Annotated in this window: 20 protein-coding genes and 2 tRNA genes; 16 read left to right on the forward strand and 6 right to left on the reverse strand. The window is 34.6% G+C overall.

Annotated features, from left to right (window positions below; all coding sequences use genetic code 11):
• The first annotated feature begins 304 nt into the window (after nt 1-304).
• From ABWU32_RS06735 to dapA, 6 genes are all read left to right on the forward strand, one after another.
• Nucleotides 305-1744 carry a hypothetical protein gene (locus tag ABWU32_RS06735; RefSeq protein ID WP_015589193.1) on the forward strand — a complete coding sequence of 480 codons (1440 nt, stop codon included), beginning with the start codon at nt 305-307 and terminating at the stop codon, nt 1742-1744.
• A gap of 4 nt (nt 1745-1748) precedes the next feature.
• Entirely contained in the window at nt 1749-2357 is a 609-nt protein-coding gene (locus ABWU32_RS06740; protein WP_015589194.1) for a hypothetical protein, read from the forward strand.
• 4 nt (nt 2358-2361) lie between these two features.
• Nucleotides 2362-3177 carry a hypothetical protein gene (locus tag ABWU32_RS06745; protein WP_065094808.1) on the forward strand — a complete coding sequence of 272 codons (816 nt, stop codon included), beginning with the start codon at nt 2362-2364 and terminating at the stop codon, nt 3175-3177.
• A gap of 13 nt (nt 3178-3190) precedes the next feature.
• A tRNA-Arg gene (locus ABWU32_RS06750) sits at nt 3191-3264 on the forward strand.
• Nucleotides 3265-3331: 67 nt separating this feature from the next.
• The gene (gene ssb, locus ABWU32_RS06755) at nt 3332-3814 is read left to right on the forward strand and encodes a single-stranded DNA-binding protein (RefSeq protein WP_010082448.1); all 483 of its coding nucleotides are present in this window, start codon (nt 3332-3334) and stop codon (nt 3812-3814) included.
• Nucleotides 3815-3823: 9 nt separating this feature from the next.
• Entirely contained in the window at nt 3824-4705 is an 882-nt protein-coding gene (gene dapA / locus ABWU32_RS06760) for a 4-hydroxy-tetrahydrodipicolinate synthase (RefSeq protein ID WP_015589196.1), read from the forward strand.
• 38 nt (nt 4706-4743) lie between these two features.
• Here the strand turns inward: dapA and ligA are convergent, their stop codons facing one another.
• A complete protein-coding gene (ligA, locus tag ABWU32_RS06765) occupies nt 4744-6732 on the reverse strand; it encodes an NAD-dependent DNA ligase LigA (RefSeq protein WP_015589197.1) in 1989 nt (662 codons plus the stop codon).
• Between the two features lie 214 nt (nt 6733-6946).
• Between ligA and gltX the strand changes: the two genes are divergently transcribed.
• From gltX to ABWU32_RS06800, 7 genes are all read left to right on the forward strand, one after another.
• Nucleotides 6947-8269 carry a glutamate--tRNA ligase gene (gltX, locus tag ABWU32_RS06770; protein ID WP_015589198.1) on the forward strand — a complete coding sequence of 441 codons (1323 nt, stop codon included), beginning with the start codon at nt 6947-6949 and terminating at the stop codon, nt 8267-8269.
• 805 nt (nt 8270-9074) lie between these two features.
• Complete coding sequence (gene dnaE / locus ABWU32_RS06775) at nt 9075-12404, forward strand: DNA polymerase III subunit alpha (protein WP_015589199.1); 3330 nt, start codon at nt 9075-9077, stop codon at nt 12402-12404.
• Nucleotides 12405-12452: 48 nt separating this feature from the next.
• Nucleotides 12453-13226 carry a 30S ribosomal protein S6 gene (locus ABWU32_RS06780; protein WP_065094495.1) on the forward strand — a complete coding sequence of 258 codons (774 nt, stop codon included), beginning with the start codon at nt 12453-12455 and terminating at the stop codon, nt 13224-13226.
• Entirely contained in the window at nt 13226-13501 is a 276-nt protein-coding gene (gene rpsR, locus ABWU32_RS06785; RefSeq protein WP_007548890.1) for a 30S ribosomal protein S18, read from the forward strand. Before ABWU32_RS06780 ends, rpsR begins: the two co-directional genes overlap by 1 nt.
• 7 nt (nt 13502-13508) lie before the next feature.
• Nucleotides 13509-14063, forward strand: coding sequence for a 50S ribosomal protein L9 (rplI, locus tag ABWU32_RS06790; protein ID WP_141457004.1), 555 nt, complete (start codon nt 13509-13511; stop codon nt 14061-14063).
• 236 nt (nt 14064-14299) lie between these two features.
• Nucleotides 14300-15592, forward strand: a complete 1293-nt coding sequence (gene purB, locus ABWU32_RS06795) for an adenylosuccinate lyase (RefSeq protein WP_012673216.1) — start codon at nt 14300-14302, stop codon at nt 15590-15592.
• A tRNA-Met gene (locus tag ABWU32_RS06800) sits at nt 15592-15664 on the forward strand. Before purB ends, ABWU32_RS06800 begins: the two co-directional genes overlap by 1 nt.
• Nucleotides 15665-15834: 170 nt before the next feature.
• On the opposite strand, the gene ABWU32_RS06805 is transcribed toward ABWU32_RS06800, so the two are convergent.
• Nucleotides 15835-17115, reverse strand: coding sequence for an iron-containing alcohol dehydrogenase (locus tag ABWU32_RS06805; protein ID WP_141457000.1), 1281 nt, complete (start codon nt 17113-17115; stop codon nt 15835-15837).
• A 42-nt stretch (nt 17116-17157) separates the two neighbouring features.
• On the opposite strand from ABWU32_RS06805, the gene dapE reads away from it, so the two are divergent.
• Complete coding sequence (gene dapE / locus ABWU32_RS06810) at nt 17158-18354, forward strand: succinyl-diaminopimelate desuccinylase (RefSeq protein ID WP_015589204.1); 1197 nt, start codon at nt 17158-17160, stop codon at nt 18352-18354.
• A gap of 117 nt (nt 18355-18471) precedes the next feature.
• Here dapE and nth read toward each other — a convergent pair whose 3' ends face one another.
• Nucleotides 18472-19110, reverse strand: a complete 639-nt coding sequence (gene nth / locus ABWU32_RS06815; protein ID WP_353278967.1) for an endonuclease III — start codon at nt 19108-19110, stop codon at nt 18472-18474.
• A 27-nt stretch (nt 19111-19137) separates the two neighbouring features.
• Nucleotides 19138-20574, reverse strand: a complete 1437-nt coding sequence (icd, locus tag ABWU32_RS06820) for an isocitrate dehydrogenase (RefSeq protein WP_141456998.1) — start codon at nt 20572-20574, stop codon at nt 19138-19140.
• A gap of 145 nt (nt 20575-20719) precedes the next feature.
• Here icd and ABWU32_RS06825 point away from each other — a divergent pair, with 145 nt between their 5' ends.
• A complete protein-coding gene (locus ABWU32_RS06825) occupies nt 20720-21256 on the forward strand; it encodes an RDD family protein (protein ID WP_006279799.1) in 537 nt (178 codons plus the stop codon).
• Between the two features lie 22 nt (nt 21257-21278).
• Nucleotides 21279-21755, forward strand: coding sequence for an RDD family protein (locus ABWU32_RS06830; protein ID WP_006279800.1), 477 nt, complete (start codon nt 21279-21281; stop codon nt 21753-21755).
• Between the two features lie 166 nt (nt 21756-21921).
• On the opposite strand, the gene rho is transcribed toward ABWU32_RS06830, so the two are convergent.
• Nucleotides 21922-23325, reverse strand: coding sequence for a transcription termination factor Rho (rho, locus tag ABWU32_RS06835; protein ID WP_007549497.1), 1404 nt, complete (start codon nt 23323-23325; stop codon nt 21922-21924).
• A gap of 199 nt (nt 23326-23524) precedes the next feature.
• Nucleotides 23525-24127 carry a cell cycle transcriptional regulator TrcR gene (locus tag ABWU32_RS06840; RefSeq protein ID WP_015589206.1) on the reverse strand — a complete coding sequence of 201 codons (603 nt, stop codon included), beginning with the start codon at nt 24125-24127 and terminating at the stop codon, nt 23525-23527.
• Nucleotides 24128-24282: the final 155 nt, after the last annotated feature.

Consider the following 24282-nt stretch of genomic DNA (forward strand, 5'->3'; position numbering starts at 1 on the left):
CTTTACCATTAGAAATAATATTACAAGAATAGTAAATAGATTAATAACTCTTATTAATTAAAGTCAATCGGCAGATATAGCCAAAGTGGCTTAGGTTTACCTACAATTTGAAAAACAACAAATTCGTCTTAATGAATTTTCTTAATTTGTTATCTAAATAACTTAATATTAGTGGTAATTTTATAAAAAAAATTATAATATAAATAATGTTGCTGCGAAAATTTATAACAATATTTCCCTCTAACGTTTAATGAATTTCAATAAATTGCCTTTTTAATTCTAGATAAGTATATGCTTTGTTAATATGTTTAGTTCAAAATCCAAAAGTAAGTTTATGCTTTCTATTGGAGAAGAAGGCATAATGTTACTATATTTTAAAAATAATACTTTAAATAAAAGGTATTTTGTTAAGGGCAAAAACGATAAAGCAGTTTCCGATTTAATTTCATGTCTTTCGTCAGATAAAAAAGCACCTTTATACCTGGTGCTTAATCATGCAGATCAAAATTACTCGCTACAGTTTATTACAAGGGCAAACAAGATTAGTGCCTATCTATCAGCAAAAACAAAGATGGAGCATTTTTCTCGTAATAATGACATAAGTTCAGTTTTTTTGGTTGAGAAGCCAAACAAATTCAATCAAAACTGGTGCTATCTTCTTGTTTCATCAAAAGCAAAGCATTTAGTAGAATATTGGTTGAATGTGTTTATTGAGATAGGCTCCAACTTTAAGGGAATATTAATGTTTCCTATAGAAATAAGTAATATAACAAAAAAGATTCTACATAAAGATCCTAATAATTGGAAAATTATAGTTGCTGCAACTAAAACGGGAGGCTATAGACAAGTGGTTCTTAAAGAGAATAAAATGGTATTTACGCGCTTAACATCATTTACTAATGATAATTTACCAGGAATTATCGCTGGTGGAATATATCAGGAAGTGCAAGATACTATTCGATCCTTAACTAAGTTTGGGTTTGAAAAAAATAACCCTATCGACCTTTGTATCATAGTGTCAGAAGATATCAAAGCTAGTTTATCAGTCATAAATTTTTCAGAGAACAGTGTGAACATATTAACTCCATATGAGTTAGGCAAACTATTAGGAGCAGAACTAGCTATAAGTGAAAAAGATAACTTTTGCGATACCATAATTTTGTTTCATAGCTTTAAGAATAAATTAGCAGCTATTTTTAATACAAAGGAAACTAAAGAATTTTATCTATTCAATTACCTTTATTTAAACTCTCCTCGAATTTTTCTATACTTCGCCCTGGTTTTAGTTATAACAAACACCCTTTGTTTGCTAAATTTGTATTCAAATTTCAATGTCGCTGATAATTTATCAGCAAAGCAGAACACCTTAAATAACCAATTAACAAAACTTAGCCAAAGCTATAATGTAAAAAAAATAGATGAAATTTATGATTTTATTAATATCAATAATATTTTATCAAAAATAGAATACTCTCCTCTTACACAAGTTAAGTATGTAGAAAAGTTAAAAATACCAGGTATAGAGCTTCGATCATTTGAATGGAATTATAATGAGGCAAAAAGTTATATTACCACAACTTTAAAGTTTAATTTTCAATCCGGTAAAAATATTTCTCATCAATACGAGAAACTACGAAAAAATTTAAACGATAATTTTCGTACCTATGACATTAATATTTCTAGCTTACCTGCTGCTAAAGAGCAAAATCTATCTATTGATGTTGAAATAGGAGAGGCAATGTAGATTAATGACTATCTCTCAATTAAAAAGAAAAGCTACAATTCAGTTTATATCGTATTTGTTATTATCTGTTGGATTAATAGGGTTATTAACATATGTTGTTATCTATAACGAAAAGATTTATAATAAAAACCAAATTGCGATTGATAAAATACGTTCTATTAATTTACAGATTACTGGAATTCAAAAAAAGGAAGTTGTTCTAAATAAAAACCTAGATTTATGGAAAAAAATTTCTTCTTCAAATTTACATAGTAGCAGATACATTGCAAATTTAAATTTCGAGCTTAGCAAGTTATATAAAAAGCACTATATATTAGAACCTGAAATATCAATTTCTATACCCGAAGAAGTTGAGCTCCACAACAAAAGTGAACGCACAAAAGTAATAAAAAGTGAAGTGGTCCTAAATTTAAGCTCAATCAGCGATAAGCATATTTTTTTATTTCTACAGTCTATTCCAAATCTGCCCGGTTATGTTATGATCAAATCTCTTATTTTAAATAAGCAGAGAAATATTGATGCTGCAACTATGAATCAGATTTTGAATGGTAATATGATAGAGATAGTGAGAGCTAATATAGTCTTTGATTGGTATACTATATTAAGTAGATAAGGTGATGAACATAAAGCTGTTTTTTATTTTTACGCTACTCATTTCCAATGTTAATGCATATTGCAGTTGTGAAGATATCATAGAAAGCATAGAAATTTGTAAGGAGTATTCTTGCCGACAATATATTGGCAATGAAGATTTTATTGAGCATAAAATATTAGGATTAAATAGTGGAAATTTATGCGTATATATAGAAAAACAAGGTAATGATGAAATGGTTTGTCATCATTCTCAGTATGGAATGATGATAGAAAAAAGATATTTTGAAAGTATTCTTAAAGTTGGCAATCAAGAAATCGACGATTTTATTGATATAGCAAATTTGCGTGCAAAAGAGTGTTTCTTTATCAACAATCAAAAACTAAGCTATACAGATCGGGACGATATAATAAGAGAAGCAGTGGAAAGTGACTTTGACGTTTTGTCACAATATAGTAACGTAAAAAGCATTTTTTTTGATGAAGAGCCAGTTAATAGAATGGTCAATGAAATGGAAAAGTTCAATTTACGATCTTCAAGAGCTGTAAAAGAGGAGGTATCAGATAATTTCAACTGTAAGGTAGTGAGTTTAGACTCAATTTTATATCTTTCTCCCGATACATGGAAAATATGGGTAAATGGAAAACTGTTTATAAATACTAAGGATTTAAAAGTGCACTCAGTCACTGAAAATTATGTAACTTTTGTATGGACCGTAGATCAAAAAGCAATAAAAAAGCATGCGAATGATTCTCAAAATGTATATTTTGGATATGGGAGTATTATGTTTACGCTTTATCCAAAACAAAAATTTGACTTGGATGGCTTATCTATTAAATAACTTAAATATATATGCGCTTGTAGCTCAGTTGGATAGAGCGTTGCCCTCCGGAGGCAAAGGCCGTGGGTTCGAATCCCTCCAAGCGCACTTTTAATTAAATTTGACAATAGTATTTTCACATAAGATAATAAAAGGATTTATTTAGAGCATAATTATGTCTGGTGGTACCATAAACAAAGTCATACTAGTTGGTAATTTAGGAAAAGATCCTGAAATTAGGACTACACAAAATGGAAAAGAAATGGCAAGTTTTTCAATAGCCACGTCTGAAAGTTGGACTGACAAACTTTCCGGTATGCGCTCTGAAAAGACAGAGTGGCATAATATCGTAATTTTTAGTGAAGGATTAGTAAAAATCGTCAAAGATTTTGCACGCAAAGGCAGTAAAGTTTATGTTGAAGGTTCTTTGAGAACTAGAAAATGGACTGACCAAAACGGTGGTGAAAGATACACAACAGAGGTGGTTCTATATAATTTTAATAGCGCTCTTACTCTCTTGGATTCACGAAATAGTGCGCCAAATTCTGATTACAAGCCAAGTGAATACAAACAAGGTGAAACAGAACAAAAAGATAAACACGAAAGTTTTGACAACGATATAAAAGATGAACTACTCGACGATGAAATACCATTTTAACAATTTAAATTGAAATCTACATTTTTATGGACTGCTTGTGTTACTCCTTTTAATTGCAATGGAGATAGTATAGATTATAGCAGTTTGCAGCGTTTACTGACAATGCAAGTTAAAGCTGAAAATGGCGTAGTGTTGCTGGGTAGCACAGGTGAGAGCCTATCGCTTACTGATTCTGAAAAGCGTACATTAGTTGAATTCGTATGTAAGCTAAAATTAAATACGAAAATTATAATTGGCGTACCAGGAGTGAATCTATATCAGACTCTTGAATGGCTTGATTTTTGCAAGGGTATGCCTATTCATGGCTATCTAATGACAACTCCCATTTATGCAAAGCCCGGAATTATGGGGCAGACTTTATGGTTTGAAAAGCTGCTTGAGAAAGCACATGTGCCGGTTATGTTTTACAATATTCCATCAAGAGCAGGAATAAATCTTCACGCTGAAACTGTACGCAACTTATCTAGTCACGAAAAATTTTGGGCTATCAAAGATTCAAGTAGCACTGTTGATACTTTAGCTCAGTATAAGAAAGTTGCACCAAATATTGAGGTCTTTTGTGGAGATGATAATATGATATCCGATATGGCCGCTTATGGTGCGGCTGGCCTGGTTTCCGTTGCTTCCAATGTTTGGCCATATGTAGCACATGAATATGTTAAGAAGTGCCTCAATGGCAGGAACCCTCAGGCAGATATCTGGCAACAGGCTTGCGAAGCGTTATTTACTGCCAGCAACCCAATACCTACTAAAGCACTTTTGCATGATATTGGTCTTATAGAACATCAAACTGTCCGCCTACCGCTCAGCACAGAAGACTTGCCTTCTGTTGAAAAATTGAGGCAAGTCAATAAAATGATTCTTGGATGGAAAGAATTGGCTACTCTCTAAATAGTCTTGCAACTTTGATTTAATATACAATCCAAGTTTCATTTGAACACTCCCAAACTTATCACTTTATGCCACTGGTCTTCATCTAAAATTTCTACACCTAATTCCACTGCCTTTTTATATTTGGATCCTGGTTTTTCTCCTGCAATTAGGTAGTCAGTTTTAGCAGAAAGATGTGAGCTGACCTTTGCTCCCAGAGTTTTGGCTCTTACTTTTGCCTCTCCTCTACTCATAGCAAGTAGCTTACCAGTAAACACTATAATTTTATTATTTAAAACAGAGTTACTAGAGTTGGAGCTCACAGGAAGAATTTGAAGACAAGCAGTAAGATCATTTAACATTTTGATGTTATGTTCCTTAGAAAAAAATGATTCCAAAGATTCAGCCACTTTTTTTCCTATGCCGTCTATACTGACTAGCTCAGTATTATCTGATGACAGTTCAATCATCGAATTATACCAGTTATTATAAGAAACATAATAATCTGCAAGCAATTCTGCTGCAACTTGACCAATAAATCTAATACCTAAAGAAAATATAAACCTATCTAGAGTTATTACCCTTCTGCTTTGTATAGAATTTAACAAATTAGCTATAGATTTCTCGCCCCAGCCAGACTGTCCTTCCAGATTAAATTCATCCAATTTTTCTTCTAAAGTAAAAATATCATGGATTTGTTTTATCAGACCAAGGTCGTAAAAAAACTCTATCTGCTTATCACCAAGGCCAACAATGTCAAATGCATCTTTCGATACAAAATGCTTTAGTTTTTCTATTATTTGAGCTTTACAGGCAAATTCCTCAGGACATCTTACTGCCGCCTCTCCCTCAACCTGACGTACTTTACTACCACATTCAGGGCATACTTCAGGAAACACAAATTCAGGTGTATTTGGAAGACGAGAATCTCTGCTTACTTCAACGATCTGGGGAATTACATCACCTGCTCTTTTGATTGTTACAATATCTCCCTCTCTTATGTCTTTACGTTTTATCTCATCTTGGTTATGCAGACTTGCTCTACTAACTAGCACCCCACCAATATTGACTGGCACTAAATCTGCAACTGGAGTTAAAACCCCTGTTCTGCCCACCTGTATAAATATCTTATTTAACTTTGTTTTTGCATAAACCGCAGAAAACTTGTATGCAAGTGCTGAGCGCGGTGCTTTGTGAGTATTCCCTAGACGATTTTGTAGTACCAAATCATTTACTTTATAGACTATTCCATCAATATCATAATCCAAGTTATAGCGACAGTTATAGACCTCGTTATAGAACTTCAGCATTCCATCTAAACTACTCGTTAAGGACTGATGCTCATTTACGCAAAAACCAAGTGCCTCAAGCTTATTTAGTACCTCACTTTGACTTTTCTCTGCTCCACCAATTAAAGAATAAGCAAAATATCTAAGTGGTCTACTTGCTGTAATGTTTGCATCCAATTGCTTCAGAGAACCAGCGGCTGCATTTCGAGGATTGGCAAATTCATCGTTTTCATTTAACTTTAAAAAGTCGCTGTTACCGATGTATATTTCACCTCTTACTTCTAGTCTTCCTTGCACACCTTGCAAAAACTTAGGAAAGCCTTTTATTGTTGCAACATTGTGAGTGACATCTTCCCCTACAAAACCATCACCTCGAGTTGCAGCTTTAACAAATCTTCCATCCTCATAAATTGCAGAAAACGACAACCCATCAATTTTTGGCTCACATAATATCTCTATTTTGTCCTCAATTAAAAACCTCTTTATTTTAGACAAAAATTTCTCTACACCTTGTTCATCATAAGCATTCTCAAGAGAAAGCATAGGTTCTTGATGTTCCACCTTAGAAAACCTCTCATCAGGTGGAGCACCAACACTATCTTGTGTTGCATAAATTTCTGGCTCTATTTCAGCTAACTTTTTCTTCAGTTCATCATATTCAGCATCACTTATTTCTGGCTTATTTTTTTGGTGATACAAAACATTATGATAATTTATTTGATCTTGCAGTTTTTCTCTCATCTTTTCTAAGTTAGTCATGATACCAATATAATGCTACATTAGCCTTTGTCGTCAAGCTGTGAATTTTCTTGAATTTATCATATGGTCTTAATCCATCAAATATCAAAGGTGCCACAATGCTATAGCCATACTTATTCTTCTCTCGCTCAATTGTATTAGCAGATCTCACTTGCTTTAGCCATATATTTATATAAAATTAAAATAAATTAGAGTAAACAATATTGCTGTTTAAATGCTAACAAGATTCGCTCCAAGCCCAACTGGCTACCTCCACGTAGGAAACGTACGAACTGCCTTGGTTTGTTGGATGTACACACGCAATCAAAATGGAAAATTTTTACTCCGTTTTGATGATACTGACCTTCAGCGTTCAGATGTCAAATATATAAATGATATCATACAAGATTTGAAATGGATTGGTATCAATTGGGATGCAAGTTTCAAGCAATCAGAGCGCTTTGAGCGTTACAATGAGGTGTTTTTGCAGTTAATAAAAGAAGGGCATATTTATGCATGCTATGAAACAAGAGAAGAGTTAGACATTAAACGAAAATTGCAGTTAAAACAAGGACTTCCCCCTGTATATGACAGAAGCGCGTTACTTCTAACTGAGCAAGAGAAAATTAGTTATGAGCAAGAAGGAAGAAGACCACATTTTAGATTTAAGTTGGATAGAAATGAGGTTGTTAAATGGAATGATGAAGTTAAAGGTGAAATAAATATTGCAACCAGTAGCATAAGTGACCCTGTGGTAAAAAGAGAAGATGGAATTTACACATACATGTTACCTTCTGTTATTGATGATGTTGACTTTAATGTAACCCATGTTGTACGCGGGGAAGATCATGTAACTAATACCGCAGTTCAGCTCCAAATGATTAAAGCATTAAAAGCGAAAATCCCTACATTTGCTCACCTTTCTCTGCTACATTTTGATGATAGCAAGATATCCAAGCGAGCCGGCGTGCTAGATATCAAATCTATAAAAGAAGATGAAATTGAACCGATGGCACTAGTTAGTTATTTAGTGAAGCTCGGAACATCCAATCCAATTGAAGCTTGTGCCTGTATGCAATCTTTGATTGATTCATTTAATATTAAAAAATTTAGCTCAGCATCTGTACAATTCAGCTTGAGTGAAATATATAAGCTAAATAGCAAAGTTCTGCAACAAATGCCATTTGAAATGGTGCAAGACCGTTTAAATCAAATTGGAGTGGACTCCTCAGAGTTTTGGTATTTTATAAGGAACAATATAGAAAGGTTTTCTGAGGTGGCCAAGTGGTGGAAAATATGCAAATCTGATATAGAGCCTGTGATTCTTGATAAGGAGCTTATAAAAATTGCGTTCAATGCATTGCCCCAAGGTGATTGTAATGAAAACACGTTGTCAGAATGGGTCAAAACTATTCGACAAACAGTGGATATAAAGGCAAAAAACCTATTTACGCAGTTGCGTTCAGCTTTAACAGGAACAGAAACAGGACCAGAGCTCGCTAAACTATTAATTTTTATCGGCAAAGAAAATATCATTGCAAGGTTAAAAGAAAAGTGAAAACTAAAGAATTATAGCTAATGCAATCCCTACGTCATACCGCGATTCATTCGCGGTATCCCTTAACATAGATCCCTTACTTAACCGTCATACCTTAACATAGATCCCGCTAACACGTAGCGGGATGACGAGCTTATCGTCACGCCGCCACGAACCGTCATACCGCGATTCATTCGCGGTATCTCAGCCGCTAACAAGAGATCCCGCTAACAAGCAGCGGGATGACGGTTGTCGTTTAGCCATAAACATTAAGAAATTTACCAAATAAAAAAAAAGGCAAAAGAAGCCCCGTGGTTATTATCCGCTTTAAAATATTGGCGTTTTTTATGTTTTAAACGCTTGACAAGCAAGATTTAGCTGCTTTTAATTGCAACTAACCTACGCTGCAAATGTTTAAGAAATTTACTAAGCAGAAAAAAAGACAAAGAATCCCCGAGTTAGCTAGTCTTTTACTATCTCTGTCGAGTATTGGCATTTTTTGATGTCTTGTAACGCTTTATAAGCGCGTTCAGCTTATTTAGATAAAAATCTAGATGTAGATGAAGTTTTGTAAAGACATACAGTATCTATATACTGCAAAAAATTGAACATAAGACGCCGATACATTAAGTAATCCTTACCTTTTAATCTGCAGATTGGCGAAAGCAAATACAATAGCTTCACTATCATGATAAGGGCGCTGGTGGAGTTTGTCAAGTAAGTTTTTGTATTTTAATTTTAGAATTTTATAGGCTTTTGTTCTCATGAAAATTATGTTCTCATGAGTAAATTAATGTTATCCTTTTTTGTTGATCTAAAGTTTCTTATGTTCATACACTTACGTGTTCATAGTGTTTATTCGCTGCTTGAAAGCTCGGTTAAAATTGAGGAGCTGATCGGCCTTTGTTTGCGAAATAAAATGCCAGCGGTTGCAATTACTGATTCAGGTAATTTATTTGGTTCACTTGAGTTTGCAGAATATGCGGCAAGTAGGGGAATACAGCTAATAATAGGATGCAATATTATAGTTAAACATTCAGAACAAAATTTACCTATATTATTGCTTGCAAAAAATGAGCAAGGGTACACTAATTTAGTCACTTTGGTGAGTGAGTCTTTTAGAAAGCGCAAGAATAACAGCGATATTCCTTACGTTGATTTTGATGAGCTATTGAATTTAAGTACGGGTCTGATCGCTTTAACCGGTGGATGTTTGGCTCAACTATTGTTGGGGCAAGATAAAGAAACGGTTGAAAAACTGCTTTCAGCATTTAATGGTCATTTATATGTTGAATTGCAGCGTCATGGGCTGAGCAAGGAGCTAGAGCTTGAAGAAACTTTAATAGATTTTGCTTATCAGCACAATATACCACTGGTTGCAACAAATGATGTATTCTTTACAAATAGATCTGACTATGAAGCTTATGATATATTAACGTGTATATCAGAGGGTAGTTATGCTCTCGAAAATAACAGGAAAAAGCTAACCTCTGAGCATTATTTCAAATCTGTGGCAGAAATGGAGGAGCTGTTCAGTGATATTCCTGAAGCAATTCATAACACTTTAGTAATAGCTAAGCGGTGCTCTTACATGCCAAGAAGCAGGCAGCCTATTCTGCCTAAATTTCCTTGTAGAGAAAATAAAACTGAGAATGAAGAACTGAGGGAGCAGGCAGTTGCGGGATTAGAATTCCGCATTACGAATGAGACAGACATAGACCTTAAACAATACTACGATCGGCTAAATTACGAACTAAGCGTAATCACTTCAATGAATTATTCCGGGTATTTTCTAATAGTTTCTGACTTTATCCGTTGGAGCAAAGCAAATGGCATTCCAGTTGGTCCAGGAAGAGGCTCTGGTGCTGGATCAATTGTTGCTTGGGGCTTGCAGATTACAGACCTTGATCCAATAAAGTTTGGCCTAATATTTGAAAGATTTTTGAATCCTGATCGTGTATCGATGCCTGACTTTGATATCGATTTCTGCCAAGAGAAAAGGGACCTGGTTATTGATTATGTTCAGAAAAAGTACGGTTATGTTGCTCAAATAATCACTTTTGGAAAATTGCAAGCAAGGGCAGTATTGCGTGATGTTGGTAGAGTATTGCAAATGCCTTACTCTCAAGTGGATAAAATATCTAAAATGGTTCCATTTAATCCAGTAAATCCTGTAACTTTATCACAAGCGATAGAGTTTGATCAAAACCTGCAGAAAGAGCGGGATAGTGATGAGGTAATTGCAAAGCTTCTTGATATATCTCTTAAGCTTGAAGGAATATATCGTCACGTTTCAACCCATGCTGCTGGAATTGTAATATGTGATCAAAAGTTGGAAAATTTTGTTCCTGTGTACTACGATCCAAATTCGGCTCTGCCAATCACTCAATACAGCATGAAATATGTGGAGAAAGCTGGGCTAATAAAATTTGATTTTCTTGGGCTTGGTACGCTAACGCTAATAGATCATGTATGTCGTTTAATTAATCGTGATGGAAAAAAGATTGATATTTCTTCAGTTCCTTTAAATGACCAAAAAACCTATGAGATACTCTCAAGCGGTGATTCAATTGGAGTGTTTCAGCTTGAAAGTTCGGGAATGAGAGAAGCTTTAATTAAACTAAAACCGGACTGCATTGAAGATATTATCGCTTTAATTTCCCTTTATCGTCCAGGACCTATGGATAACATTCCAACTTATGTTGCAAGAAAACATGGACTTGAAAAGCCAGATTATATTCATCCGTTACTTGAGGAAGTATTAAAAGAGACATTTGGGGTAATAATTTACCAAGAACAAGTGATGGAAATAGCCCGTATTCTTTCCGGGTATAGCTTAGCGGAAGCAGATCTGCTGAGACGTGCCATGGGTAAGAAAATCAAGGAAGAGATGGATAAACAACGTGAACTTTTTGTCCAAGGGGCAACAAAAAATGGCGTTGATTATGACAGGGCAAGTTATATCTTTGACCTTGTTGCAAAATTTGCTGGTTATGGGTTCAATAAATCTCATGCTGCAGCATATGCGGTTATATCTTATCAAACGGCTTACCTTAAAGCTAATTATCCATTAGAATTTTTTACAGCACTAATGAATCTGAATATTGATGATAGAGATAAACTGAATTTATTTTATCATGCAGCAAAGTTTAGTGGCGTTACCGTTCTTCCACCTGATATAAACAAATCTAAAGCTGAATTCTCAATAGAGAACGAACGCATACGTTATGGTATTGCTGCCTTGAGGAATGTTGGTTTTTCTATAGCGGAAGGAATAGTGAACGTACGTTCAAGCGCTTGTAAGGACATATGGGAATTCATTCAAAATTCAGGTCATATAATAAATAAGAGAGCGCTAGAAAGCCTGATTAAATCCGGAGCATTCGATAGCGTGCATAAGAACAGAAAGCAGCTATATGAGTCAATGGACACGCTGATTTACTTTGCAAATAAAAACAAACAGGATAGAGAATCAAGTCAAGCTGCTTTGTTTGGTAGCCTTGATGTCCTCAAACCGAAACTTGAGAATGTGGAAGATTTTGATGAAGAGAAAAAATTAGAGCATGAGTTATTTTCACTAGGATTTTATTTAACTAATCATCCACTTGAAAAATTTAGAATTCTTCTGGAAAAGTTAAATATTGGGTTTATCGGAGAAAATAGAACAGCAAAAACTGCTGGGGTAATATTAAATGCACGTATGAGAACTTCAGAGCGTGGAAGGTTTGTTATCCTCACACTTTCCGATCCCCATAACGTTTCTGAAATAGCATTCTATAATAATGAAATAATAGAAGAAAAAAGAGATTTATTTTCACCAGGAACATTTGTGATAATTGATCTTGAAGCTTCGGAAAATACGACAAGATTAGCAGGCAAGGATATATCTGAGTTTACAAAAAGAATCGCTTCTACAATAAAAGAATTAGTTCTCACCACTGAGTGCACGGATTCACAAAAAGCCGCTATGGAATTAAACGCAATATTGAAAGATGAAGGCAGAACCAAAATAATGCTAAGACTTCTTCTCGAAAAACATAAAGTGAGCATCTTATTACCAGGTGCGTACTCAATTGCTCCTCAAGTTATGTATGAAATATCTAACTTAAGCTGGATTAAAGGCGTAGAAATTAACACAAATAACTTGCTTATATAAAAAAGCTTTATATAATGAAATATTTAATCGGTATTAAAGGAAGATATAGTGAATCTTTATGAATTTACTTTTATAACACAACAAGGATTATTACAGCAAGAAGTAGAGGAAATGGTCCAAGAGCTAGCTGTTTCATTGAAAAATATTAAAGCAGATGTTATGTTCCAGCAAATCAGGGATATTCTGAAAAAAGGAAATGACAAGCTTACAACACAAGAGTTAGAAGTGCGTGCTGAAAACATTAAAGAAGGTCTAGTTGCTTACTCTGATTTCTTGGAAGATCTTACAAAAATTTTATGGGTTGAATTGGAAGAAGATCTTTCAAATTTGAAAGAAGTGAAGTCAAAAATCGATAAAGAGTTGAAAGATGACCTAAAAGATTTAGGAATAACGCAAGATTTTACAAAATTTCTAGGAGGCAGTACTAAAAGTGCGTTTATCCATAACGCAGTAAATGCTTTGAAGAGAAATATTTCAGAACATCTAATAAAGATTTTTCAAGATATTTTGAAAGATTTTAGAATAAACGGTCCAACTCAATCGAGCAAAGCGTTGGAAATGCTTTTGAAAAACATTGAAGCATCAGGATTAATCAAGTATGAACATTGGGGTCTTTTGGATTTTGCATATCACAAAAATAAAATGAAGAGCGGTCATTATTGTATAATGTGCATAAGTTCTACTGCAAGCATTCTGGATGAATTTATGCGTAGAATGAAACTTAATGAGAACGTTATTCGCCACTTTCCTGTGCAGGTTGATAAAATTTTTGAAGGTAAATCTCATATGATGAATAAACAAATTGAGGAGCAAAGCGCATAATGATGAAAAGACGAAATAGTTTTAATAATTCTTACGTATCTGTAAATAATAGGACTGGCTTTAGGCGTTCTAAAGTTTGCCCTCTTGCTGCGTCTAAAGATGAAGACATAGATTATAAGAATATAGATTTATTATCCAAGTTTACCTCTGACTATGGTAGGATATTACCTAGAAGATTAACAGGCGTATGTGCAAAAAAACAAAGGAAGTTACGCTTAGCGATCATAAGGGCACGTTTTTTAGCTCTTATTCCTTACTGTACTAAAAAAGTTTAGGTAATTTATGTTGATAATTTTAAAGGAAAATATAAGGACTTTAGGTAAGCTTGGTGAAGTTGTCAAAGTTAAACCAGGTTATGCACGTAATTTTCTTTTTCCACAAAGAAAAGCGGTGAAAGCTACCAAGGAAAATTTAACAAAGCTAGAGGAGCAACGTTTATTACTGGAAGAAGAGAATATAAAAAGATTAAATGTAGCAAAAGAGCTTGCATTGTCACTACATGATAAGTTTGTGGTATTGATAAAGCAAGCTTCAGAGGATGGTAAAATTTTTGGTTCTGTAACAACACGTGAAATTGCGAAAATTTTACTACAAGAAGGACATGTGATAGACCACCGTAGTTTATCTTTTGGTGGAGTAAGCATCAAAAACTTGGGTGAATACCAAGTAAACGTAGAATTACATAGTGAAGTAGTAGTACCAATTACTATATACGTCGTGAAATCCGAAACAGATGCAAATGAGCTAAGGCAAGTAAAATTGCAAAATCAGAAGTCTGAGCAACAAGAGGCAGAGCAAGATGCGAATAAAGAAGCTGCTGATGGTGATGATAGCTGATCAAAGATGATCCCTTGTTATAGCCGAAAAGAAATGTCTGCCATGGCTAAGCTGGTGTCATCCCAGTGCTTCCCTCATGTCATCCCAGTGCGTGACACTGGGATCCAGTTTATTTCATCATGGACATTATTTTATGCTTCTAGAATCCGTTGTCCATTGAATAATTTGCAAATACTTTTATACCTGGATTCCAGTGTCACGCACTGGAATGACACCATTATTGGAATAAATCAAAAATGATTCCCCGCTATAGCAGAAAAGAAATGTCTTCCATTTGGGAGGAAAATAATAAATTTAATATATGGCTTAAAATAGAAAAATTAGCGTGTGAAGCTCAAGCAAAGTTAGGAGTGATTCCGAATAATATTGCTGAGAACCTCTCTGGTGCTATTGAATTTGATGTTGAATGTATCAACGAAATTGAATCCATTGTAAAACATGATGTTATAGCTTTTCTGACATATATTGCTAAAAAAGCGGGAGTTGATGTTCGTTATCTTCATTATGGAATGACAAGTTCTGATGTTTTGGATACATGCCTTGCGGTGCAACTGAAAGAGTCCTGTGATATTTTGCTCGAGAATCTAAAAAATTTACTTGCAGCATTGAAAAAAAAAGCTGAGGACTATAAAGATATTGTTTGTGTTGGACGCAGTCACGGAATGCATGCAGAACCAACAACTCTTGGAATAAAATTTGCCAGATTTTATGCTGAATTTAAACGCAATTATCAGAGATTAATTAGCGCGCAAAAAGAGATCTCAATTTGTAAAATATCAGGTGCAGTAGGCAATTTTGCAAATGTTGATCCGTTTGTTGAAGAATATGTAGCGAAAGAAATAGGACTCATACCTGAAATCATATCGTCTCAAGTCATTCCTCGTGATAGACATGCTATGTTCTTTTCAGTTTTGGGAGTGATTGCAAGCTCAATAGAAAATGTTGCTGTTGAAATTCGTCATTTGCAAAGAACTGAAATCGGCGAAATTTCTGAGCATTTTTCCACGGGGCAGAAGGGAAGCTCTGCTATGCCACACAAATGTAATCCTATTTTAAGTGAAAATCTGACTGGACTCTCACGTTTAATACGCAGTTATGTTTTTCCTGCGTTAGAAAATGTTGCATTGTGGCACGAACGTGATATATCACACTCGTCTGTGGAAAGATGCATTGCTCCTGATGCTTGTATAACAATGGATTTTGCTTTAGTGCGATTAACAGATTTGATAGATAAATTGGTGATCAATAAGGAAAACATTGAAAAGAACTTAAATTCTTCAAAAGGTTTAGTTTTCTCACAGCGTGTATTGCTTGAGTTAGTAAATAGTGGTTTGGCGAGGGAAGAGGCGTATAAAATTGTTCAGAGCAATGCAATGAAAGTGAAACAAAACAACAGTGATTTTCTGGCCGAATTGAAACAAGATAAACCCTTACTTAAGGTTATTAACTCGGAAAAACTTGAATCTTTGTTTGATTTGAAGTATTATACGAAACATATAGATCGTGTGTATAATAAGGTTTTTAATTAGGCTGAGTAGCTCAGTTGGTAGAGCAGGAGGATCATAATCTCTTGGTCGGGGGTTCAAGTCCCTCCTCAGCCACTCGAACTAAACTATGTTTAGCAAAGCAGTGCTACTGGTGAAACCCAGTGTCAGTTACTTGGAATGAGTTGTATATCCACTCAGGTGAGGAGACAATGGATAAGAGATTGTGAAAAGGGTTTAGCTTTTGGCCTATGATCTCTTTAAATGACAGAATTTCACTACAAAACTTAACTTTCTTCTATGCAGTTAGCTAAGTCAAGAAAGGTGAATCTATCTCTTGTTGTAAACGCAAGATCGACCACTTTACAATATTGTTCTTTATTCCAACTGAGGTGCTCTGGTAAGTGTGGAATTGATAGATCTTCAAATATTTTTTGCAGGTGTTTTGCAGGTAGTAAATTTTGCTTAATTAAACTGGAAATATTATGCCATTCTTTACAAATAATCTCTTGGATTTTTTGCTGCATAATTTGCTTCTGTTCAAAAGTTCTTACAAATTCGATATTATCAAAGCACTGAGTTATATGTTCTACATCTAAAGTGGTCGGTTTGATAATCGGGTTTTGTATTGATAATATCTTTTCCTGCAAATTAGCCATGGTAATCGTCGTAACAGCAATTTTTTCGCCATGTAGTAAGGAATGATCTCTTGTTACCATTTCCATTGCGTGAGCTATCATATGCTCTCCTTGGCTTGCAGAATAGCTGCCTTTTGATATTACCATTCCAAGTCCTGAAATTAGTAGAACTTCCATAAGTAATAGGACCACTTTTCTACTTCTTTTAGTAAGCGCCGTATACTCTCTTAGCAAAATTTGCTCCAAATCGCGAACAAGTGTAAAAGGTAATTCATTGTATTCTGTGCCAAGCAACAAATGAGATAGTAGCCAGTCAGCCTGAACTGTTGAACGACAAATGAAATCTGCAAATCCGCTTAATGTGAGACGCAGTGGTGCATTGGCAAGTATGTCTATATCTATATATACTGCTCTTGGAAGATGTGCTTTGAACGATTTTTTATATCCATTTACTAATATTGAAGCATTTGCAGAGGTATATCCATTCATAGAAGCGGCTGTTGGGAACGATATATAATCTTTTTTCTCGAGGTAGCTTGCATATTTGCAGATATCGTTAACAGTGCCGCTACCAAATGCAACTATTAAGTCACTGTCTTTTGCTTTGTTTCTAACTAGATTTACAGTTTCAAGAGAGGCAGCTCTGCTTGGTGTCATGCAAGTAGCTGACACTGGGATCCAGGAAAACAACTTATGGATTCCAGTGTCACGCGCTGGAATGACAGGTGGAGCTGGAATAATTAAGTTAGGAATTTTATTAAGTACGTTTTTGTTTAAAAGTTTTGCTGTATTTTTATCTGCAACTAGAAAGACGTCATTTCCGTGTCGTGTGCATATTTCATAGATATCATCAGCAAGGTAGTAATCTGTTATTACTTCCCTTAGAAAAGTTTGTTCGGTTTGATGTAATATTTGTTTTAAATAGTGCATAGAGTGTTTACAATATAGCAGTATAAGTATTTTAAGATTGACATGAAAATTGACCCTGTAGAGCTAACTAGGAAATTGATCTCTTTTGAGAGTATAACACCAGAAGACAGCGGGGCAATAGAGTATATAGCAACAATCTTCAAGAAGAGCGGCTTTGATTGTGAGATTTTAGAATTTGGTGATAAAGTTAAAAATCTTTATGCGAAATATATAAATGGAGTACCAAATTTGTGCTTTGCTGGGCACGTTGATGTTGTACCACCGGGTCAGTTAAAAGATTGGGCATTTGGTCCATTTAATCCAGAAGTGAGGGATGGAATGCTATATGGAAGAGGGGCCGCTGATATGAAAAGCGGAGTAGCTGCATTTATTGCTGCTATGGTAAATTTGATTGCAGAGAAGTTTCAATTTAATGGTTCGATAAGTGCATTGATTACCAGTGCTGAAGAAAGCATGGAAGAATATGGAACAAAGGCAGTTTTGGAATGGATGAAAAATAAGCAGAAAAAGATAGATTTTTGTGTGGTTGGCGAACCAACCAGTAGTGAGAAATTAGGTGATACCATAAAAATAGGCAGAAGAGGTTCTGTAACATTTGAATTAATTTGCCATGGAAAACAAGGGCACGTTGCCTACCCAGACCTAGCAGACAATCCAATATATAAGGTAATATCGATATTGAGTAAGGTAAAAAATACTACTTTTGATCATGGTAATAAATATTTTCAGCCTTCACATTGCGAAGTTACTACTATCGATGTTGGAAATAATACTAGCAATCTAATACCTGGCTCAGCAACTACACGTTTTAACATTCGATATAACAATGAACAAACACCGGGTGGCTTATATAAGCTGATTGATGAAATATGCTCCAGTGTAACTAGCGATTATAAACTTTCTGTGCATAGCAGCAGGGACGTTTTCCTCTCTACTCCCGATAGAAATACTGATATTATGCTTGATGCAATAAGTAAGGTTACCAACATTGATGCTATACTTAGCACAAGTGGTGGCACATCTGACGCTGCGTTTATCAAAGATGTTTGTCCAGTGATTGAATTTGGTATAATCAACAAAACCGCACATCAGATAAACGAATGCGTATCAGTAAACGATATACACAAGTTAACAGCTATATATAAGGAATTTATAGAAAATTATTTCAATCCCACTAATAAAATATTGAATCAGGTCAACGTGGTTAGGAATATATCTAGTGGTCCATTGTTAGCTTAGATGTAATCAGATCTCTTGCATAACTGTTGTCTGAATAACAACTGGTGTCATTCCAGCAAAATGTGTCAAGTAAGTTTTTTCGTTTCTATAGCTACTTGGATGACAAAAGAAGAAATACTAGACTTTATACCTTTTGCACTCAAATTCACATAAATCATGAATTATGCACGTTTCACACGAAGGTTTCTGTGCTTTGCAAACATATCTACCATGCAAAACTAGCCAATGATGAGCATAAAGCAGGTATTTTTTGGGAACCACATTTAAAAGAGATTGCTCTGTTTTAAACACATCTTTTTCTTTCACAAGCCCAATTCTATTGCTCACTCTAAAAACGTGAGTATCAACTGCCAATGTTGGAATGCCAAGCCCCGAATTTAAGAACACATTAGCGCTCTTTCTCCCCACTCCAGGCAAAGACACCAAATCATCAAAATTAGTAGGTACTTTGCTGTTGTATCGTTCTACCAATATTTTACTAAGCCCGATTATATTTTTTGCTTTGGAATTATATAAACCAATACTGCTTATGCATTTTCTCAGCTCACTCTGCCCAAAGCTCAGCATTTTTTCTGGCGTATCAGCGATATTAAATAGTTCTCTTGTAATTTTATTAACGCTTACATCAGTTGTCCGCGCTGATAAAACTATCGCAACCAGTAACGTAAAATGATTGGTATAATTTAGCTCTATTTTTGGCGCAGGATTTGATTGTTGAAACTTTTCAAATATTAGTTCTACTTTTTTTGAGTCCATCTCATTTACCACACCTCTTTTAAATATTTAAACAAAGAACCCCTCTTTCCCATCATACAAATACAATTTGTCCATTCTCACCACGTCAAAATTGTGTTCTTCGAGTTTGATTAGCAAGTTATTTACATCACTATTTGTAATAGCTTGCTTTTCATTATTTGCGATAAACCTACAGGTTATTTGGTCACTTGAAGGTTTTGAGTTTCCTGGCCAAATCGCAAGTCCTTTTGAGTATATTGCTATCATTTGCAGATTACTTGATTCAAATAATCCTACTATTTGATCAACATTACTGGATTTGTCCCAAGCGAGAGTTATATCACTACCCACTAGCTTTTTAACTTTGTAATCTTGTTCGTAATTGTCTTGTACTTTATTTATTTTACTATCCAAATTTATTTTACTATCCGAACCACTGCCAATTATAAGCTCAGCAGGTTTCTTTCCTAAATTATCTATAACAGCTTCTGCAAATTCTTTGGTACCAACTTTCTGTTTACTTCTTTTCTCCTTATATAAATCGGCAGTGTGTATTCCATCCTCCAAAGTCTTGAGCCATGCATCGTAGATTAGTTTTGCAGTACCCACTTGACCTATGTAAATTAGCATATGCACTGCAGCATTTAAAAGACCAGAAGGATTGGCTATGTTTTTTCCTGCAATATCAGGGGCAGAACCGTGCACTGCTTCAAACATTGCGTATTCATTCCCGATGTTGCTACTTCCGGCAAGCCCCACAGATCCAGAGGTTTGTGCGACTATATCTGATAATATGTCGCCATATAAGTTCTCGGTTACTATAACATCAAAATTCTCCGGTTCTGTTGCAACACGCGCCATTCCAATATCAACTATATAATGTTCTGCCTTTATATCTGGGTATTCCTTTGCAATGCGATCAAACGCGGCATGGAAAGTTCCGTCGGTCATTTTCATGATGTTATCTTTAGTCAGGCAAGTTACTTTTTTTCTGTTGTGTTTTTTTGCATATTCAAAAGCGTACCTGCATATCTTCTCTGAGCCAGATCTAGTAATAATTTTAGTGCATTGGTAAGAGTCACCAGTGAGCCTATGCTCTATTCCGGTGTAAACGTCCTCTTCATTTTCACGTATCACTACGATATCAAACTTATCGAATTTATTTTCTATAACAGGATGATATGAAATGCATGGTCTGATATTTGCATACAACCCTAGATTTTTTCTGAGTGCAACGTTTAAGCTTTTGTGCCCTTTACCTTGAGGAGTTGTTGTCGGAGATTTTAATAATATTTTTGTCCTTTCAATTGATTCCCAACCACTTGGAGAAATTCCGTGAGACCATTCTTTACTGTAAACACGCTCCCCTATTTCAATAATATCTATTGAGATTTCCGCTTCTGCTTCGCGCAATATCGACAGCACCGCTTCCATGATTTCTGGTCCGATACCGTCGCCATATGCAACTGTGATTAGTGTTGACATAACTTCCCTAGTTATAAATGATTTAATATTAATTTAAATAATAGAGTGGCACAAGTAGCTAATATTACCCAAGTTAGTATATTTACGGTTATTTAATAACGTATTTTTATATCATATGATGATATTATGAAATATAGGTGGGGTTATGAATACTGAAATAAATGTTAAAGTAAATTATGTAGGATTTACAAGGCGTATTGTAGCAGAAATACTTGACCTCATCATATTTTCCCCTCATTTTATCTTCGGTTTTATCTATGGTGTATTCATCGTATCATTACAAGATCAAGATAAAGACTCTTTTCAGGAACTTGCACAACTAGCAACAGAAATACCATTTATAGTTTCTACAGTGGTCGCAACATTAGTACTAACAATATCCAAAATATTAATGGTAACAAAACTTGGTGGTACCCCAGGAAAACTATTGTGTGGTATGCATATTAAAGATGCTAATACATTTACAAATGTTACCCTTATGCAAGCAACAATAAGATGTATTTCTAAGGGAAGCATCTGGATTATTTTTCGCTTTTTGCTTCATCTGCATTATCATGGTTATACTTTTCTATATCTTTTAATTGTGCTAATTTTATTTTTGTTTGCAGTATTTGATCAACGCAAACAGACTTTTTACGATAAAATTGCAAAAACAGTAGTGATAGACTATAAATCTAGTTGATATTTTTCTTTATAGGTAGTACATGGATAAAAAAGTAAACTACTCAACGATGACAAGACGTACTCTAGCATTTATAGTTGATTGTATTTTATTTATCGCAATACCATTTGGTTTAATGGCGGTGGGTTTCTCACTTACACACGCAATACAAGGGATCATGGGTGCAATAATTGTAATCACCACGATTGTATTTTCTTTATTTTTAATGATACCATGTATATTTCATATATTCATGCTAGTAAAATTTGGCGGCACTCCAGGACACTTGTTATTTAGCATGCGTGTAAAAGACAAAGATACATTTGAGTCAATCACTACAATGCAAGCAATGAAAAGGACTATAGCTCTTTTTATAATTTATTGCATATCACTTTGTAATCCCATTTTATTCTTAGCTATACTAATCTTAGTTTTAGTATGTGCAGTAGGTGATGAACATAAACAAGCTTTTCACGACAAAATTGCAAACACGGTAGTGATAGATTATAAACCTAGTTGATATTTTCCTTTAGCTGTCTGCCACCAAGGGTGTCATTCCAGTGTCACGCGCTAACTTAAGGTAAATTGCCAACTTAACTATAAATATATTTTGGTAAATCCAAATTATTTTAGCTATAAGAGCGTTTTACTTTTTGCTCAGCATATCCATCATAACTGGCTTACTTTTAGTGATTCATGGAGTTAAAAAAGTCAGCATTGCTCTTTGTTAAAAGTAGTTTGTCACGTAAAAATTCCATTGCTTCAACGGGTCCCATAGGATTGAGTATCCTACGCACCACCCATATTTTATTTAGTATAGCCTTATCAACTAATAGCTCTTCCTTCCTTGTTCCGGATTTTGTAATATCAATAGCTGGAAATATACGTTTATCAGAAAGTTTTCTATCAAGTATGATCTCAGCATTTCCTGTACCTTTAAACTCTTCAAAAATAACTTCATCCATTTTTGAACCAGTCTCTATAAGAGCTGTGGCGATTATAGTTAAAGAACCCCCATTCTCAATATTACGAGCTGCTCCAAAAAAGCGTTTTGGTCTCTGCAGTGCGTTTGAATCTACACCACCAGTTAGAACTTTCCCAGACGAAGGAATAACCGCATTATAAGCACGTGCAAGTCTAGTAATATTGTCAAGTAGAATTACCACATCTTTTTTATGCTCAACCATTCTTTTAGCTTTTTCTATTACTATTTCAGCAAGCTGTACGTGACGGTAAGCAGGCTCATCGAACGTAGAACTTACTACCTCACCTTTTACAGAACGTATCATATCTGTTACTTCTTCAGGTCTTTCATCTATAAGTAACACTATTAATTCTACTTCAGGGTGATTTATAGCTATAGAGTTAGCCATTTGCTGAAGCAATACAGTTTTTCCTGTGCGAGGTGGAGCAACTACTAACGCTCTTTGCCCTTTTCCAAGAGGAGCTACTATATCTATAGCACGCATGCTTAAGCCTTTTTTATCATCACCATTATTACACTCAAGTACTATGCTTTCCTCAGGATAAAGAGGAAGCAAATTATCAAAATGGACGTACTTTCTTAATTCACTTACTTCAGTAGAGTTTATACTTTGAACCTTAGTTAAAGTAAAATATCTCTCTTTATCACCAGGTGGCCTTATTTCTCCATATGCCATATCTCCTGTACGTAAATTAAACTTCTTTATTTGCCCGTTAGAAATATAAACATCATCGGTACTTGGGGCATAATTTGCACTTGCTGAACGTAAGAAACCAAAACCATCAGGCAATATTTCCACTATTCCACTCCCTGTGGTTATGCCTCCTTCTTCACTCATTTTTTTCATTAAGCTGAATATTATTTCCTGCTTTAGCATTCTACCATTGCTTTTACCGTTAGTTGAAATTTTTCTTTCTTCAGCTAACTCTAACAATTCTTCTGCTGTTTTCTCTTTTAATTCGCTCAGATCTAATGTTTTTCTGTTTTTCTCAGTACCTTCATTGACCATCTGTTTTACTGTATCGTTATTGTAAATTTGCTCACTTTTTTCAGGTTGAGCTGTAACCTTTCCTTTTGCCAAAACATCTTCATTGATTGTTGTCATAATCCTCCAAAAATTTTAATTGATGCTTACTAACCTAAAATGTGACTATAAGATAATAAATTAGGCTGAGTTAGTTTCAGTGCGTATTAAGCTTAATTATTATTAAACCCCGTACTTTACTTACATTATACTAATAAACACTAGCAAGTCAAGTTAATTTAATGTTAACAAAGCACAAAAATTTGAGGATTTTCAATAGCTATTCTTTATATTTTTTTAACCTTTCTTGCTTCTCCTCTTCTACTTTTGCTTTTTCCACTTCTGCTTCTAAATTTTCTTGACTACATAAGCCGAGTAGTACAGGATCTTGGGGTTTTATATTTTGCATGTTATGATGAGATCCATCTCTTACCTGCTCAACTGTGTAATTTGTTGTACTAATTAATTTAGCTATAACGTTATTGTCCAAGATAGGAAATTTTTTTACTAAATAATAAATCGCATCAGGTTTATCTCTACGTCTTGCCGTAGAGGCAAAGCCAAGAATGCTACCAATCGCTTTACTCCTTTTTTTTATATTTTTTATAATCAAATTTGGTACACGATTTGGATTTTTTTTGCAATCATCGATTTCTTTTTCAGTAATTATTCCAGAAATAATAGGGTTATATTTTTCTACTCCTATTTCCTCATCAGCTATGTCTTGTACTTCTTCAAGGGCCAATCTGCAACATTGTGCTATTTGATTAAAAGTTAAACCAGTGTTGTCTACTAACCAAGCAGCTATTTGCACTAGAAACTGTTTATTTCTATCGTTATTGCCCTTAGAAGATTCCATTGACATCAAAAAAGCATCTCCCATTTAAAGTATCCCTTACTGTTATACAGAGCTAAAATATAAACTATTAAAACTAAAAAAGCATTAATTTTGTCATTCAATAACTTTTTGTTTGTCATTTCCCACCTCTTAAGTTAATTAAATGCGCTTACCTTTAAGCATATTTCAAACAAAATATT

Source organism: Wolbachia endosymbiont (group A) of Udea olivalis (genome assembly GCF_964028365.1).
GTDB lineage: Bacteria > Pseudomonadota > Alphaproteobacteria > Rickettsiales > Anaplasmataceae > Wolbachia > Wolbachia pipientis.

Bases quoted from the DNA above. Each gene is read 5' to 3' on its own strand.
- ABWU32_RS06735 (WP_015589193.1), top strand. From the start codon at position 305: ATGTTTAGTTCAAAATCCAAAAGTAAGTTTATGCTTTCTATTGGAGAA.
- ABWU32_RS06740 (WP_015589194.1), top strand. From the start codon at position 1,749: ATGACTATCTCTCAATTAAAAAGAAAAGCTACAATTCAGTTTATATCG.
- ABWU32_RS06745 (WP_065094808.1), top strand. From the start codon at position 2,362: ATGAACATAAAGCTGTTTTTTATTTTTACGCTACTCATTTCCAATGTT.
- ssb (WP_010082448.1), top strand. From the start codon at position 3,332: ATGTCTGGTGGTACCATAAACAAAGTCATACTAGTTGGTAATTTAGGA.
- ligA (WP_015589197.1), bottom strand. From the start codon at position 6,732: ATGACTAACTTAGAAAAGATGAGAGAAAAACTGCAAGATCAAATAAAT.
- gltX (WP_015589198.1), top strand. From the start codon at position 6,947: ATGCTAACAAGATTCGCTCCAAGCCCAACTGGCTACCTCCACGTAGGA.
- dnaE (WP_015589199.1), top strand. From the start codon at position 9,075: ATGTTCATACACTTACGTGTTCATAGTGTTTATTCGCTGCTTGAAAGC.
- rpsR (WP_007548890.1), top strand. From the start codon at position 13,226: ATGATGAAAAGACGAAATAGTTTTAATAATTCTTACGTATCTGTAAAT.
- rplI (WP_141457004.1), top strand. From the start codon at position 13,509: ATGTTGATAATTTTAAAGGAAAATATAAGGACTTTAGGTAAGCTTGGT.
- purB (WP_012673216.1), top strand. From the start codon at position 14,300: ATGATTCCCCGCTATAGCAGAAAAGAAATGTCTTCCATTTGGGAGGAA.
- ABWU32_RS06805 (WP_141457000.1), bottom strand. From the start codon at position 17,115: ATGCACTATTTAAAACAAATATTACATCAAACCGAACAAACTTTTCTA.
- dapE (WP_015589204.1), top strand. From the start codon at position 17,158: ATGAAAATTGACCCTGTAGAGCTAACTAGGAAATTGATCTCTTTTGAG.
- nth (WP_353278967.1), bottom strand. From the start codon at position 19,110: ATGGACTCAAAAAAAGTAGAACTAATATTTGAAAAGTTTCAACAATCA.
- icd (WP_141456998.1), bottom strand. From the start codon at position 20,574: ATGTCAACACTAATCACAGTTGCATATGGCGACGGTATCGGACCAGAA.
- ABWU32_RS06825 (WP_006279799.1), top strand. From the start codon at position 20,720: ATGAATACTGAAATAAATGTTAAAGTAAATTATGTAGGATTTACAAGG.
- ABWU32_RS06830 (WP_006279800.1), top strand. From the start codon at position 21,279: ATGGATAAAAAAGTAAACTACTCAACGATGACAAGACGTACTCTAGCA.
- rho (WP_007549497.1), bottom strand. From the start codon at position 23,325: ATGACAACAATCAATGAAGATGTTTTGGCAAAAGGAAAGGTTACAGCT.
- ABWU32_RS06840 (WP_015589206.1), bottom strand. From the start codon at position 24,127: ATGGGAGATGCTTTTTTGATGTCAATGGAATCTTCTAAGGGCAATAAC.